A 13,765-nucleotide genomic window follows, 5' to 3' on the forward strand; every position below is an offset into this window, starting at 1 on the left:
GCCTCGAAGTTCACGCCCGCAGCTCCCGTCCGGTCAGCTCCAGGAAGACCTCTTCCAGCGTGCGCCGGCCGACCTGCAGCTCCTCCGGCAGCACGCCCTGCTGGGCGCACCACGCCGTGACCGTGGACACGACCTGCGGGTCGACCGAGCCGACCACGACGTAGGTGCCCGGCGCCGACTCGCGCACGTCGTAGCCCTCCGGCAGCGCGGCCGTCAGCAGCTTGGTGTCGAGCCGGGTGCGGGCCTTGAACCGCAGGCCCGCGGTGCCGCTCTCGTCGATCGTCAGGGTGTGCGGCGCGCCGGAGACGACGACCTTGCCGTGGTCCATGATCACCACGGTGTCGGCCAGCGCCTCGGCCTCTTCCATCAAGTGGGTCGTCAGCAGCACCGAGACGCCGTCGGCGCGCAGCGCGGCCAGCAGGTCCCAGACCAGGCGCCGGGCCTGCGGGTCCATGCCCGCGGTCGGCTCGTCGAGGAACAGCAGCTCGGGCCGCCCGACCAGCGCGCAGGCCAGCGAAAGGCGCTGCTGCTGGCCGCCGGAGAGGCGCTTGAACGGCGTCCGGCGCACCGAAGCCAGGCCGAGGATGTCCAGCAGCCAGGCGGGATCCAGTGGTGACGCGGCGCACGAGGCCACGAGCTTGAGCATCTCGTCGGCGCGCACGCCCGGGTAGGCGCCGCCGCCCTGGGGCATGATCCCGAGCCGGGGGCGCAGGGCGGCGGACTCGCGGTGCGGGTCGAGGCCGAGCACGCGCACCGAGCCGGCGTCAGGTCGCAGGAAGCCTTCGCAGATTTCGACGGTGGTGGTCTTGCCGGCCCCGTTCGGGCCGAGCAGGGCGAGCAGGCCGCCGCGCTCCATGTGCAGGTCGAGACCGTCGACCGCGCAGGTGGAGCCGTAGCTTTTCACCAGCCCGGTGATCTCGACGGCGGGGGCACTCACATCGCGTCACGATACGGCGTCGGCCTGCGCGGGCAGCCGCGGGGACGGCCTGGAGAGCAGGACGGGCGCGAGACGCCGCACGACGAGCATGCCCGCGCCGCACACGACGATCGCCGCGACGTAGGCGAACGGCAGCACGTACGGGCGGCCGTCGAAGGTGCTGCCGGTGGGCGGGAGCAGGAACGGCAGGGCGGCGGACAGCACCGTCGCGGCCACCCGGAACCGGGACGTCCCGGCGGCCGCGGCGAGCGGGATCACCGCCCACAGCACGTACCAGGGCTGCAGGTTGATCTGCAGGATCATCACCGCGCCCAGCGAGACGCCGAGGCCGATGATCGGCCGGTAGCGCCACTTGAAGCTGTCCCAGAGGAACTTGAAGGTGATGGCGACGGCGACGAGGTAGCCCAGCGCGCCGAGGATCGGCACCAGCGCGTTGGTGTGGTTGCCCAGCCCGAGCGCGATGCCGAGCACGCCGGAGAGGTTAGCCAGCTCCGCGGTCGGGGAGATCCAGGCGCGCACGAGCCCGGGCGTGTTGAACGTCGCACCCAGCCAGCCGAAGCCGAGCCCGGAGCCGAAGCAGACCACGACCAGCACGACGCCGAACCACGCCGCCATCGGCGCCCCGGCCAGGAAGAGGTCCTTGAGCCGGCCGTGCCAGCGCCGCGCGACCATCACCGCGAAGAACGGCAGCGCGAACACCGCCGGCAGCTTCACCGCGACGCCGAGCGTGATGAGCGCGACGCCGAGCCCGATGTAGAGCAGCTCGCCGCGCGCCAGTGGCGGGGGCGTGTCGCCCTTGACCCGGATCGGCAGCCGCCGGATGCCCACCTCCAGCCCGGCGAGCATCAGGCCGATGGCCAGCGCGTCGTTGTGGGCGCCGGCGACGAAGTGGAAGATCAGCAGCGGGTTGAGCGCGCCCAGCCACAACGCGGTCGCGGGCTGGACGCCGAAGCGGCGGGCCAGCCGCGGCAGCGCCCAGACGATGAGGACCACCCCGGCCAGCGCGAGCACGCGCTGCAGGAGCACGCCCATCGCGATGCTCTGGCCGGAGATCGGCGCGAGCCAGCCGCCGAGGCGCAGCACCAGCGGGCCGTACGGCGCCGGCGTCTCGCGCCACATGTTCGACACGCCCGCGGTGAACGGGTCGGCGACGCCGAGGGCCTGCGCCGGGCCGAGGGTGTAGGGGTCCATCCCGCGGTGCACGATCTCGCTCTGCGCGAGGTAGCTGTAGACGTCGCGGGAGAACAGCGGCGGGATCACCAGCAGCGGCAGCACCCACAGCGCGATCGTGCGGGCGAGCTGGCCCTGCGACGCGAGCCGCGCGCGGTCCGGGCGGGCGAACTTCCCGAGCATCAGCCAGCTGAGCACCAGGATGCCCATGCCGGAGATGGCGATGGCCAGCGACACGGTGGGGATGCGGGTGAACAGCCGCAGCACCGGGATCTCCTGCACCGGGTTGATCACCGGCGCGGCGCCGGCGCCGAGGGAGCCCAGCGCGAGGAAGAGGGACCCGACCGTGCCGAACCGCCGGACGACGTTCAGCGCGCGCCGCTCGTCACCCTCCAGGGGGAGCGGCACCCGGGGCTCGACGGGCGACATCGTCACCGGATGCGCACTCCCGGTGACGATGTCCGCCACTTGCCGGTCCTGCCGTGCAGGATGTTCACCCAGTTCGCCCACAGCCACGGGAGCCAGGGTATCGCCGCCGGTGCGGCGTGAGTCGGGTCACTGCCGAAGACCCCGCCTTTGCCGTCCGCCGGGAAATAAGACACACTTGTGTTGTGAAAAAGACGGCGGCAGCGGACCAGGTGGGTGGCGACACGCCCCGCACCGCGGTCAACGCCGTCCCGTCGCAGGTCAGCGCCGAGGGCAAGACCCGCAGTGAGGTCGCCCGGCTGCTCCTGGAACAGGGTCCCATGACCGCCGTGGTCGTCGCCGAGCAGCTCGGGATCAGCCCGGCGGCCGTCCGCAGGCACCTGGACGCGCTTCTCGCGGATGGCGAAGCCGAGACCCGGGACGCGCCGAGGCGTGGACCCCGGGGCCGGGGCCGTCCGGCCAAGCTCTTCCTGCTGACCGAGTCCGGCCGCGCCCGGTTCGGGCACGCCTACGACGACCTGGCCGTCTCGGCCATCCGCTTCCTCGCCGAGCACGCGGGCGAAGACGCCGTCCGCGCCTTCGCCGAGCGTCGCGTGGCGTCCCTGGTCGAGCCGCACCGCCTGGCGATCACCGGATCGAGTGATCCGGCGGCGCGCGCGGAGGCCTTGGCGACCGCGCTGACCAGGGAGGGCTACGCTGCGTCGACCCGTCAGGTCGGCACACTGAGTTCTTCGCAAGAAGGGCCTGGCCTCCGACAGAACGTCGGCGCGCAGCTTTGCCAGCACCATTGTCCGGTCGCCCACGTCGCCGCGGAGTTCCCGCAGCTGTGCGAGGCCGAAACCGAGGCGTTCGCGAAGCTGCTGGGCACCCACGTCCAGCGGCTGGCGACCATCGCACGCGGTGATTCCGTGTGCACCACCCACGTACCCGCTTCGGCGGGTCAGCCGGCCCATCCCGAGCCGGTCAGCACGGTGCCCTCTGGGCGCACAGCACGGATCCCGAATGGAGGGAAACCCGCATGACTGCCGCTGCCGAGCAGCGCACTCCCACCACCGCGCCCTTGAGCCAGGAAGAGACCATCGAGTCCCTGGGCAAGTACGCGTTCGGCTGGGCCGACTCCGACGAGGCGGGCGCCAGCGCCCGTCGCGGGCTGAACGAGGATGTCGTCACCGACATCTCCGGGAAGAAGTCCGAACCGGAGTGGATGCGCGAAGCACGACTCAAGGCGCTCAAGCTCTTCGAGAAGAAGCCGATGCCCAACTGGGGCGCGGACCTCTCCGGGATCGACTTCGAGAACATCAAGTACTTCGTGCGTTCCAGCGAGAAGCAGGCCACGAGCTGGGAAGAGCTGCCCGAGGACATCAAGAACACGTACGACAGGCTGGGCATCCCCGAGGCGGAGAAGCAGCGCCTCGTCGCCGGTGTCGCGGCCCAGTACGAGTCCGAGGTCGTCTACCACTCGATCCGCGAGGACCTCGAGAAGCAGGGTGTCCTCTTCCTGGACACGGACACCGCGCTCAAGACGCACCCGGAGCTGTTCGAGGAGTACTTCGGCTCGGTCATCCCGGCCGGCGACAACAAGTTCTCCGCGCTGAACACGGCGGTGTGGTCCGGCGGTTCGTTCATCTACGTGCCCAAGGGCGTCAAGGTGGACATCCCGCTGCAGGCCTACTTCCGGATCAACACCGAGAACATGGGCCAGTTCGAGCGCACCCTGATCATCGTCGACGAAGACGCCTACGTGCACTACGTCGAGGGCTGCACGGCGCCGATCTACCAGTCCGACTCGCTGCACTCGGCGGTCGTGGAGATCATCGTCAAGAAGGGCGCCCGCTGCCGCTACACGACCATCCAGAACTGGTCGAACAACGTCTACAACCTGGTCACCAAGCGCGCCAAGTGCGAAGAGGGCGCGACCATGGAATGGATCGACGGCAACATCGGTTCCAAGGTGACCATGAAGTACCCGTCGGTCTTCCTCATGGGCGAGCACGCCAAGGGTGAGGTCCTCTCGGTCGCGTTCGCGGGCGAGGGCCAGCACCAGGACGCGGGCGCCAAGATGGAGCACCTCGCGCCGTACACCTCCTCGACGATCGTGTCGAAGTCGGTGGCGCGCGGCGGCGGCCGCACCTCGTACCGCGGCCTGGTCCGCGTGGCGAAGCGGGCGCACCACTCGCGCTCCAGCGTCGTCTGCGACGCCCTGCTGGTCGACACGATCTCGCGCTCGGACACCTACCCGTACGTGGACATCCGCAACGACGAGGTGTCCATGGGCCACGAGGCCACGGTGTCCAAGGTCAGCGAAGAGCAGCTGTTCTACCTGATGTCGCGCGGCCTCGACGAGGCCGAGGCGATGGCGATGATCGTGCGCGGGTTCGTCGAGCCCATCGCCCGTGAGCTGCCGATGGAGTACGCGCTCGAGCTGAACCGCCTGATCGAGCTCCAGATGGAAGGGTCAGTCGGCTAGTCATGTCGGTTACCGAGAACAACGTTTCCGAAGCTCTCCGCGAGGGGGCCGTCATTCCGGCGGCCTCCCGCGCGGAGCGTTTCACCTCCTACGACGTCGAGGCCTTCGAGGTCCCGGGCGGCCGTGAGGAGAACTGGCGCTTCACGCCGATGAAGCGGCTGCGCGGCCTGCACGACGGCAGCGCGCCCGCCACCGGCGAGATCACCCTCGACCTCGACGCCGCCCCCGAGCTGACCATCGAGACCGTCGGCCGCGACGACGCGCGCCTCGGCCAGGCCGGCGTGCCGAGCGACCGCGTCGCCGCGCAGGCCTACTCCTCGTTCACCAAGGCCACCGTCGTGACGGTGCCCAAGGAGACGAAGGCGTCCAAGCCGTCCGTGCTGCGCATCCACGGCCCGGGCGAGGGCAAGGTCGCCTACGGGCACCTGCAGGTCCGCGCCGAGGCGTTCGCCGAAGCCGTGGTCGTGCTGGACCACGTCGGCTCCGGCACCTACGCCGACAACGTCGAGTTCGTCATCGGCGACGGCGCCAAGGTCACCGTGGTCAGCGTCCAGGACTGGGCCGACGACGCGGTGCACGTCTCCGAGCAGCACCTGAAGCTGGGCCGCGACGCCGCGCTGCGGCACACCGTGATCACCCTGGGCGGTGACCTGGTCCGCGTCTCGCCGACGGCGACCTTCGCCGACAAGGGCGGCGACGTCGACATGCTCGGCGTCTACTTCGCCGACGGCGGCCAGCACCAGGAGCACCGCCTCTTCGTCGACCACGCGGTGCCCAACTGCAAGTCGCGCGTGGGCTACAAGGGCGCGCTGCAGGGCGAGGGCGCGCACACGGTGTGGATCGGCGACGTGCTGATCCGGGCCGCGGCCGAGGCCACCGACACCTACGAGTTCAACCGCAACCTGGTGCTCACGCCCGGTGCGCGCGCGGACTCCGTGCCGAACCTGGAGATCGAGACCGGCGAGATCGAAGGCGCCGGCCACGCGAGCGCGACGGGAAGGTTCGACGACGAGCAGTTGTTCTACCTGCAGTCGCGCGGGATCGCCGAAGAAGCCGCCCGCCGGCTGGTCGTGCGCGGGTTCTTCCACGAGATCCTGGTGAAGATCGACGTCCCCGAGGTGCGCGAGCGCCTCGAAGCCGCGATCGAGGCCGAGCTCGAAGCCGTTGGCGCCTGACGCCGTCCACCGCAGACTTTAGGAAACGAAGAATGGCTACCCTGGAAATCAAGGACCTGCACGCCTCGGTCAACACCGACGAAGGCGCCAAGGAGATCCTCAAGGGTGTGAACCTGACGATCAAGTCGGGTGAGACCCACGCGATCATGGGCCCCAACGGCTCCGGCAAGTCCACGCTGTCCTACGCGATCGCCGGTCACCCGAAGTACCAGGTGACCTCCGGCGAGGTGCTGCTCGACGGCGAGAACGTCCTCGAGATGAGCGTCGACGAGCGCGCCCGCGCGGGCCTGTTCCTGGCGATGCAGTACCCGGTCGAGGTCCCCGGCGTCTCGATGTCCAACTTCCTCCGCACCGCGGCCACCGCGGTCCGCGGCGAGGCTCCCAAGCTTCGCCTGTGGGTCAAGGAGGTCAAGGAGGAGATGGGCAAGCTCGAGATCTCGCAGGAGTTCGCCGAGCGCTCGGTCAACGAGGGCTTCTCCGGCGGCGAGAAGAAGCGCCACGAGATCCTGCAGCTGGCGCTGCTCAAGCCGAAGTTCGCCATCCTCGACGAGACCGACTCCGGTCTCGACGTCGACGCCCTGCGCGTCGTCTCCGAGGGCGTGAACACCTACAAGGCCAACAGCGAGGTCGGCGTCATGCTGATCACGCACTACACCCGGATCCTGCGGCACATCGCGCCGGACTTCGTGCACGTCTTCGCCGGCGGCAAGATCGTCGAGTCGGGCGGCAAGGAGCTGGCCGACGAGCTGGAGGAGCACGGCTACGTCAAGTACGCCGGCAAGCCCGAGCCGGCCGCGCTCTGACGTTCTCCACCACAGGACTACACCGAGAGAAAGAGAGGAGCCGGCCCGATGACCACCACCTCGGCTAGCTCTGTTCCTTTGGACGTCGCCGCCCTGCGCGCCGACTTCCCGATCCTGTCGCGCACCGTTCGCGACGGGAAACCCTTGGTGTACCTGGACTCCGGGGCGACGTCGCAACGCCCGACGCCGGTGTTCGACGCCGAACGCGACTACATCTTCACGTCGAACTCCGCCGTCCACCGCGGTGCGCACCAGCTGTCCGAAGAGGCCACCGACGCCTACGAGTCCGCGCGCGCCAAGGTCGCGGAGTTCGTCGGCGCCGACCCCGAGGAACTGGTGTTCACCAAGAACGCGACCGAGGGCATCAACCTCGTCGCGTACTCGATGAGCAACGCCGCCACGGCCGGTCCGGAAGCCTCGCGCTTCCGGGTCGGCCCGGGCGACGAGATCGTCATCACCGAGATGGAGCACCACGCGAACCTCGTGCCCTGGCAGCAGTTGTGCCAGCGCACCGGGGCCACGCTGAAGTGGTTCAAGGTGACTGCGGACGGCAGGCTCAACCTGTCCGATGTGGACGAACTGATCACGCCTCGCACGAAGGTGGTCGCGTTCGCGCACCAGTCGAACGTGCTCGGCACGGTCAACCCGGTCTCGCTGCTCGTCGAGAAGGCCAAGGCCGTCGGCGCGCTCACGGTGCTCGACGCCTGCCAGTCGGTGCCGCACTTCGGGGTGGACTTCCACGCGCTGGGCGTCGACTTCGCGGTGTTCTCCGGCCACAAGATGCTCGGCCCGTCCGGCATCGGTGTCCTTTACGGACGCACCGAGCTGCTCTCGGCGATGCCGCCGTTCCTCACCGGCGGGTCGATGATCGAGATGGTCCGCATGGAGGGCTCCACCTTCGCGCCGCCGCCGCAGCGGTTCGAGGCGGGCGTGCCGATGACGTCGCAGGCCATCGGCCTCGGTGCGGCCGTCGACTACCTCTCGGCCATCGGCATGGACCGGATCGCGGCGCACGAGCACGAGCTCGCCGCGGCCGCCCTCGAAGGCATCGGCGCCATCCCGGGCGTCCGGATCGTCGGGCCCACCGACCTGAAGGACCGCGGCGCCACCGTGTCGTTCGTGATCGACGGCGTGCACCCGCACGACGCCGGCCAGGTGCTCGACAGCCTCGGCATCGCCGTCCGCGTCGGCCACCACTGCGCGTGGCCGCTGCACCGGGCGTGCGGCGCGCAGGCGACCGTGCGGGCGTCGTTCTACCTGTACAACACGCTGTCCGAAGTGGACGCCCTGGTAGCGGGTGTTCGTGAGGCCCAGAAGTTCTTCGGGGTGGCCCAGTGAACCTGGAAAGCATGTACCAGGAGATCATCCTGGACCACTACAAGCGCCCGCACGGCCGCGGCCTGCGGGACCCGTTCGACGCCGAGTCGTTCCAGGTCAACCCGACCTGCGGCGACGAGGTGACGCTGCGGGTCAAGCTCGACGACGGGAAGGTCGCCGACGTCTCCTACGACGGCCAGGGCTGTTCCATCAGCCAGGCCTCGACGTCGGTCATGACGGACCTGGTCGTGGGGCACACCCTCGAGGAAGCGTTCACCACCATGGACGCCTTCGTCGAACTGATGCAGGGCAAGGGAAAGGTCGAACCGGACGAGGAAGTGCTGGAGGACGGCATCGCCTTCGCGGGCGTCGCCAAGTACCCGGCCAGGGTCAAGTGCGCCCTCCTCGGTTGGATGGCCTTCAAGGACGCCGTCGCCCGGACCACCAGTGGAGTTGAGAAAGCATGACCGAAGAGACCGCCACTCGTGAGGGGCGCACCGCCGCCGACCTCGACGCCGAGACCACCGCGACGCAGGACATCGAGCTCGCGAAGCTCGAGGACGTCGAGGAGGCCATGCGCGACGTCGTCGACCCGGAACTCGGGATCAACGTCGTCGACCTCGGCCTCGTCTACGACATCCGCGTCGAGCCGGACAACAGCGCGACGATCGACATGACGCTCACGTCGGCGGCCTGCCCGCTGACCGACGTCATCGAGGACCAGACGTCGGCCGCGCTGACGTCGGGCGGCCTCGTCAAGGACTTCCGGATCAACTGGGTCTGGATGCCGCCGTGGGGCCCGGAGAAGATCACCGAGGACGGCCGCGAGCAGCTGCGCGCCCTCGGCTTCACCGTCTGACTTCCGTCGCATCGAGCGGGTCACCCTCCGGGGTGGCCCGCTTCGTGTATAACGACCTATACTGCGCGTGCCAGACCAGCGCGTAGAGAACGAGAGCGACGGCGAACCCGGTGCAGGCGCCGGTGGCCAGCAGGTAGGTCGCGTTTCCGACGACGCCCGCGCGGGTCATCGGGTCGTGGTGGGCCAGGAACGGCAGGACGCTCGTCAGGACGCCGGCCAGCGCGCCGACGAGGAGGAGCGCCACCACCGGCCCGCGGTGGCGGGTGGCTCTCGGCGCCGGCTTGGTGGGCGCGCCGCGGTACCACTTCCGCAGCCACCAGCCGAGGATCCCGGCCCCGGCGATGGTGCTGACGAGCTGGATCAGGCGTCCGACGTCGACGCCGGTGACGAGCGGGATCCGCAGGAACGGGAACCCGTCGTTCTCGTGGGTGAAGGCATCCCAGCCGACGTGCGTGGCGGCGCCGATGACCAGCGACAGCGCGATCCAGCCCGGCCGCTTCCAGCTGAAGTGGCGGGGGAGCCGTTCGGCCAGTGATTTCGGGGCCAAGGCCAGCAAGGGTCGCTTCAGCAGGACCTGGAAGAGCGTGAGGATCACCAGCGCGAGGAGCGGGTCGAGCCAGAGGACCGAGGTCAGCTCGTGGGTCTTGGTGAGGCCGACGCCGGGAAGCCGTGGCACGAACCAGAAGACGTCCGGCGCGACGGACCCGGCGACGAGCGCCGAGGACACCAGCGGCCGCCTCGCCAGCGGGAGCACGGCGGCGGGATGACTCAGCGTGAACGGCACGGGAGCTAGTATCCCGGTGTGCTCCTGCGGTCGATCCTGCTGTTCCTCGCGGCGGCCGTCTTCGAGATCGGCGGCGCCTGGCTGATCTGGCAGGGCGTCCGCGAACAACGCGGCCTGATCTGGATCGGCGGCGGCATCGTCGCGCTGGGCCTGTACGGCTTCGTGGCCACCCTCCAGCCGGACGCCCAGTTCGGCCGCATCCTCGCCGCGTACGGCGGAGTCTTCGTGGCGGGCTCACTGGCCTGGGGAGTGGTGGCGGACGGCTACCGCCCGGACCGCTACGACGTCATCGGCGCGCTGCTGTGTCTCGCGGGCGTCGCGGTGATCATGTACGCGCCCCGGACGGGGTAACGCTGTCCACTGTGTCCCGATAGATCTTCGTGACCGAACCCGCTTTCCCTCTCGCACCACCGGCTCCGCCGAAGCGCTCCGGCGTGTCCAAGGTGCTGCTCCTGATGATCGTCGTCGCGGTGCTCGGGGTGGCCGCCGGGGTCTACGGCGTCGGCCGGATCATGGTGGGGTACGAGGCCTACAAGATCCCGGACCCGCACATGAGCCCGACCCTGGTGCCCGGTGACCAGCTCGTGGTGCGCCGGGCGACCGACACCGAGGTGCACCGCGGGGACCTCGTCGCCATCGACGCCGGCTCGTTCGCCCAGCCGAGCCACGAGGGCGTCAGCGTCTTCCGCGTGGTCGGGATCGCCGGCGACACCGTCGCCTGCTGCACCGATCGGCACCTCTCGATCAACGGCAAGCCGATCACCGAGCCCTACCTCGACCCCGGCGACGACACGCTCTTCGGGTTCTCCGCCAAGGTGCCCGACGGCGCGATCTTCGTCGAGGGTGACAACCGCGGCAACTCCGACGACTCGCGGTTCAGCGGTTCCGTGCGGCTGTCCGGTGTCATCGGGTTCGTGGTCGCGACCGGCACGGTCATCACCCCGCGGCCGCTGGCGCCGGTGACCGCCTTCACCGACGCGGGCCTGCCCGGAACCCCGTACTCCGACTCGACTCTGCCCACCCTGCGCTGGTGGATCGCCGGCGGGGTCGTGCTGTTCTTCGCCGGGCTCATCGGCGTGATCGTGAGCGCTGTCCGGAGCGCCGGAAGACGACGAAGAGCAGCCGCAGCCCCACCAGCGCACTGATCACCAGCAGGTTGTAGCCGAAGGCCTGGTTCAGCGTCAGCTCCGGCAGGAGCCGTGGGCCGGTCGTGCCGGTCAGCAGGAACACCGCCATCAGACCCGTTGCCGCGCCGACGAAGGCCAGCAGGACCTCGTGGACCAGGCTCGTCACCACGTCGCGGTCGCGTTCGTCGGAGAACAGCCGGACGTTGACCGACAGCCGGCCCTCCTCCAGTGCGGCGCCGATGCGGTCGACGCGGCGGGGGATGCGGCGCAGGACCGGGAGCAGCGCCGTCAGCTCGTTGACGGCCGTGCGGCCCAGCGAGGCCGGGCGGAGTCCGGCGCCGACCTGCTCGACGGCGAACGCGCGGGACTCGGCCACGACGTCGAAGCCGGGCGACAGCGCCGACAGCGTGCCCTCGACCGTGGCCAGCGCCCGGAACACCGCGGCCACCGGGGGCGGGACGCTCAGCCGGAAGTCCGCGACCACCCGAAACAGGCCGGTGAACAGGGCGAGGTCCGGCGTGCGGCCGGGACCGAAGTGGCGGGCGAGCAGGGCGCCGAGTGCGCGTTCGAGGCGCTGCTCGTCGATGTCGCCGGTGCGGTCGACGATCTCCAGGAGCCCGTCGCGCAGCCCCGCCGGGTCGCCGCGGTCCAGGGCCAGCACCAGGTTCTGCAGGCCGCCGCGCAGCCCGGCGTCGAGGCGGCCGACCGAGCCGAAGTCGAGCAGGCCGAGGCGGCCGTCGGTCAGCAGCAGGAGGTTGCCCGGGTGCGGGTCGGCGTGGAAGACGCCGCCGATCATCATCTGGTCGAGCAGGCAGCGCAGCAGCGACTTCGCGAGCCGGTCGCGCTCGGCCGCCGGCGCCGTCTCCAGAGGCTTGCCGCTCAACCGGGACATCACCAGTACGCGCTCAGTGGACAGTGCTTTGTGGACGGTCGGGAGCGCGACGTCCGGGCCGGAAGTGGCGGCCACGGCGGCGATGTTGCGGGCCTCGATGGTGAAGTCCAGCTCTTCGGCCAGGGCCGTGGCGAAGCCGTCGGCGAGTTCGGCGACGCCCAGCGAGCGCGCCCAGTCCGCCCGCTCCTCCAGAGCGGCGGCGACGCGGCGGACGATGTCGACGTCGCGTTCGGCCTGCTCCCGCACCCCGGGGCGCTGGACCTTGACGACGACGTCCTCGCCGCTGCGCAACCGTGCTTTGTAGACCTGCGCGATCGACGCCGCCGCAAGGGGTTCCGGGTCGAACTCGGCGAAGACGTCGTCGGGCGAGCCGCCGAGCTCGGCTTCCAGCACCGCCCGGACGGCGTCGGCCGGCGCGGGGGCGACCTGGTCCTGGAGCTTGCCGAGCTCCTCGACGAAGGCCGCGGGCAGCAGGTCCGCGCGGGTCGACAGGAGCTGGCCGAGCTTCACGAACGTCACGCCGCCCTCCTCGAGCGCGCGGCGCAGCGAGCGGGCGAGCTTGGCCTGCCGTCCCGGCGCCAGGCCGGGTTCGCGGCGGCCCGCGAGGTAGCGGCCGAGGCCGTGCTTGATCGCGATCCGGCTGATCTGCGAGTACCGGCGGGCGCGCGAAACCCGGGCGTACGCGGCGCGGAGCCGGCCCAGGCCGAGCCCGCCCGGGAAGGCCATCTCGGCGACGAACAGGAAGACGAGCGTCGCGAGGAAAGCGCTGCCCGCCAACGGGATCAGCAGCCCGAGGAACGCCGCGCCGTGGCCGGGCAACGACTTCGGGAACGCCTGCGCGACCCCGCCGGCGACGAGCCAGCCGAACGCCGCGCCGCACAGCGCGCGGACGGCGCCGATGCGCACGCCGAGCACCCGGCGCGACGCGGCGACCAGCGGCCACAGCACGAGGACGTACACGGGGAGGGTCAGCAGGCCCAGCAAGAAGTTCATCGGTTCCCTTTCGCCGTGGCCGAGCAGACCACGGCGGCGCCATCGCCGGGCTCACGCAGCGGCGGGACCCGGCTCCCTCCCGCGAGGGAGCTACTTTCGGCCGTGGCCACCGGGCGACGTTGACTTCTAACCTGACCGCGCGAACTACGGTGAAGTGTTCTCTAAACGGACAAAAGGAGACACGATGAACGGACGTCTGCTCGGCCGGGTCCTGGTGCTGGCCGCCGCGGTCGCGGTGCCCCTGGGCGCCGGGCTCACCACCGCTTCCGCCGCGCCGGCCGCGGTCACGACGGTGTACTACAACTCGTCCGGCGCGGCCGACTACCTCGCCCAGATCGACCAGGGCGCGGCCAACTGGAACGCCGTGGTCACCGACGTCAAGCTGGTCAAGCGCAGCAGCGGTGCCACGGTGGTGTTCCACGAGATCCACAGCGGCGGCTCGTACACCAACACGAACGGCCACGGCCGCGGCGACATCTACCTCGACACGAGCCAGGTCGCCGAGGGCTTCGACCCGACGCGCATCGCCGCGCACGAGCTGGGCCACAACCTCGGCCTGCCGGACGACTACACGGGCCCGTGCACCGAGCTGATGTCCGGCCACGGCCCGGGCACGGCGTGCAAGAACGCGAAGCCGTCCGCGGCGGAGGCGGCGAAGGTCCAGTCCCTGTGGAGGAACGGCTTCGCGGCCGCCCGCACGGCGGAGACCCGCCAGGTCGCCTACTAGCCGCTTCGCGCCTGGTTGCCCACAGGGTGGTCGAGATGTGGACAACCAGGCGCCGCCGGCGGCTTTCCGGCGCTTCCGTCGGTGGGCC

14 protein-coding genes are annotated in these 13,765 nt (G+C 70.5%); 10 read left to right on the plus strand and 4 right to left on the minus strand.

The genetic code is table 11. From position 1 onward, the window contains the following. Window positions 1-10: 10 nt before the first annotated feature. A complete protein-coding gene (locus OG439_RS03610) occupies window positions 11-937 on the minus strand; it encodes an ABC transporter ATP-binding protein (RefSeq protein WP_326947889.1) in 927 nt (308 codons plus the stop codon). A gap of 6 nt (window positions 938-943) precedes the next feature. Then, complete coding sequence (gene mptB / locus OG439_RS03615) at window positions 944-2,575, minus strand: polyprenol phosphomannose-dependent alpha 1,6 mannosyltransferase MptB (RefSeq protein ID WP_326947890.1); 1,632 nt, start codon at window positions 2,573-2,575, stop codon at window positions 944-946. A 143-nt stretch (window positions 2,576-2,718) separates the two neighbouring features. On the opposite strand from mptB, the gene OG439_RS03620 reads away from it, so the two are divergent. Genes OG439_RS03620 through OG439_RS03650 form a run of 7 tightly spaced genes read left to right on the plus strand, consistent with a single transcriptional unit; the run spans window position 2,719 to window position 9,154 of the window. Continuing rightward, complete coding sequence (locus tag OG439_RS03620) at window positions 2,719-3,555, plus strand: helix-turn-helix transcriptional regulator (RefSeq protein WP_442792280.1); 837 nt, start codon at window positions 2,719-2,721, stop codon at window positions 3,553-3,555. Then, on the plus strand, window positions 3,552-5,000 hold the full coding sequence (sufB, locus tag OG439_RS03625; protein WP_284747204.1) for a Fe-S cluster assembly protein SufB: 1,449 nt from the start codon (window positions 3,552-3,554) through the stop codon (window positions 4,998-5,000). Before OG439_RS03620 ends, sufB begins: the two co-directional genes overlap by 4 nt. 2 nt (window positions 5,001-5,002) lie before the next feature. Continuing rightward, entirely contained in the window at window positions 5,003-6,175 is a 1,173-nt protein-coding gene (sufD, locus tag OG439_RS03630; protein WP_326947892.1) for a Fe-S cluster assembly protein SufD, read from the plus strand. Window positions 6,176-6,207: 32 nt separating this feature from the next. Then, a complete protein-coding gene (gene sufC, locus OG439_RS03635; protein ID WP_326947893.1) occupies window positions 6,208-6,978 on the plus strand; it encodes a Fe-S cluster assembly ATPase SufC in 771 nt (256 codons plus the stop codon). Between the two features lie 48 nt (window positions 6,979-7,026). Further along, complete coding sequence (locus OG439_RS03640; RefSeq protein WP_326947894.1) at window positions 7,027-8,316, plus strand: cysteine desulfurase; 1,290 nt, start codon at window positions 7,027-7,029, stop codon at window positions 8,314-8,316. Beyond that, window positions 8,313-8,762 (plus strand): Fe-S cluster assembly sulfur transfer protein SufU, encoded by a 450-nt coding sequence (gene sufU / locus OG439_RS03645; RefSeq protein ID WP_247049215.1) that lies wholly within the window; start codon window positions 8,313-8,315, stop codon window positions 8,760-8,762. Before OG439_RS03640 ends, sufU begins: the two co-directional genes overlap by 4 nt. Further along, complete coding sequence (locus OG439_RS03650; protein ID WP_247049216.1) at window positions 8,759-9,154, plus strand: metal-sulfur cluster assembly factor; 396 nt, start codon at window positions 8,759-8,761, stop codon at window positions 9,152-9,154. Before sufU ends, OG439_RS03650 begins: the two co-directional genes overlap by 4 nt. Here OG439_RS03650 and OG439_RS03655 read toward each other — a convergent pair. After that, window positions 9,144-9,938, minus strand: coding sequence for a DUF4184 family protein (locus OG439_RS03655; protein ID WP_326947895.1), 795 nt, complete (start codon window positions 9,936-9,938; stop codon window positions 9,144-9,146). The genes OG439_RS03650 and OG439_RS03655 overlap by 11 nt on opposite strands. Before the next feature lie 18 nt (window positions 9,939-9,956). Here OG439_RS03655 and OG439_RS03660 point away from each other — a divergent pair, with 18 nt between their 5' ends. Beyond that, window positions 9,957-10,289, plus strand: coding sequence for a YnfA family protein (locus OG439_RS03660; RefSeq protein ID WP_326947896.1), 333 nt, complete (start codon window positions 9,957-9,959; stop codon window positions 10,287-10,289). Between the two features lie 83 nt (window positions 10,290-10,372). After that, window positions 10,373-11,083 carry a signal peptidase I gene (lepB, locus tag OG439_RS03665; protein ID WP_326947897.1) on the plus strand — a complete coding sequence of 237 codons (711 nt, stop codon included), beginning with the start codon at window positions 10,373-10,375 and terminating at the stop codon, window positions 11,081-11,083. Here the strand turns inward: lepB and OG439_RS03670 are convergent. Further along, the gene (locus OG439_RS03670) at window positions 11,007-12,950 is read right to left on the minus strand and encodes an ABC1 kinase family protein (protein WP_326947898.1); all 1,944 of its coding nucleotides are present in this window, start codon (window positions 12,948-12,950) and stop codon (window positions 11,007-11,009) included. The genes lepB and OG439_RS03670 overlap by 77 nt on opposite strands. Before the next feature lie 184 nt (window positions 12,951-13,134). Between OG439_RS03670 and OG439_RS03675 the strand changes: the two genes are divergently transcribed. Then, window positions 13,135-13,677 carry a snapalysin family zinc-dependent metalloprotease gene (locus OG439_RS03675; protein ID WP_247049221.1) on the plus strand — a complete coding sequence of 181 codons (543 nt, stop codon included), beginning with the start codon at window positions 13,135-13,137 and terminating at the stop codon, window positions 13,675-13,677. The last annotated feature ends 88 nt before the right edge of the window (window positions 13,678-13,765 follow it).

The sequence above is a fragment of the Amycolatopsis sp. NBC_01307 genome (assembly GCF_035975215.1).
Lineage (GTDB): Bacteria > Actinomycetota > Actinomycetes > Mycobacteriales > Pseudonocardiaceae > Amycolatopsis.

Bases quoted from the DNA above. Each gene is read 5' to 3' on its own strand.
- sufB (WP_284747204.1), top strand. From the start codon at position 3,552: ATGACTGCCGCTGCCGAGCAGCGCACTCCCACCACCGCGCCCTTGAGC.
- sufD (WP_326947892.1), top strand. From the start codon at position 5,003: ATGTCGGTTACCGAGAACAACGTTTCCGAAGCTCTCCGCGAGGGGGCC.
- sufC (WP_326947893.1), top strand. From the start codon at position 6,208: ATGGCTACCCTGGAAATCAAGGACCTGCACGCCTCGGTCAACACCGAC.
- OG439_RS03640 (WP_326947894.1), top strand. From the start codon at position 7,027: ATGACCACCACCTCGGCTAGCTCTGTTCCTTTGGACGTCGCCGCCCTG.
- OG439_RS03650 (WP_247049216.1), top strand. From the start codon at position 8,759: ATGACCGAAGAGACCGCCACTCGTGAGGGGCGCACCGCCGCCGACCTC.
- OG439_RS03670 (WP_326947898.1), bottom strand. From the start codon at position 12,950: ATGAACTTCTTGCTGGGCCTGCTGACCCTCCCCGTGTACGTCCTCGTG.
- OG439_RS03675 (WP_247049221.1), top strand. From the start codon at position 13,135: ATGAACGGACGTCTGCTCGGCCGGGTCCTGGTGCTGGCCGCCGCGGTC.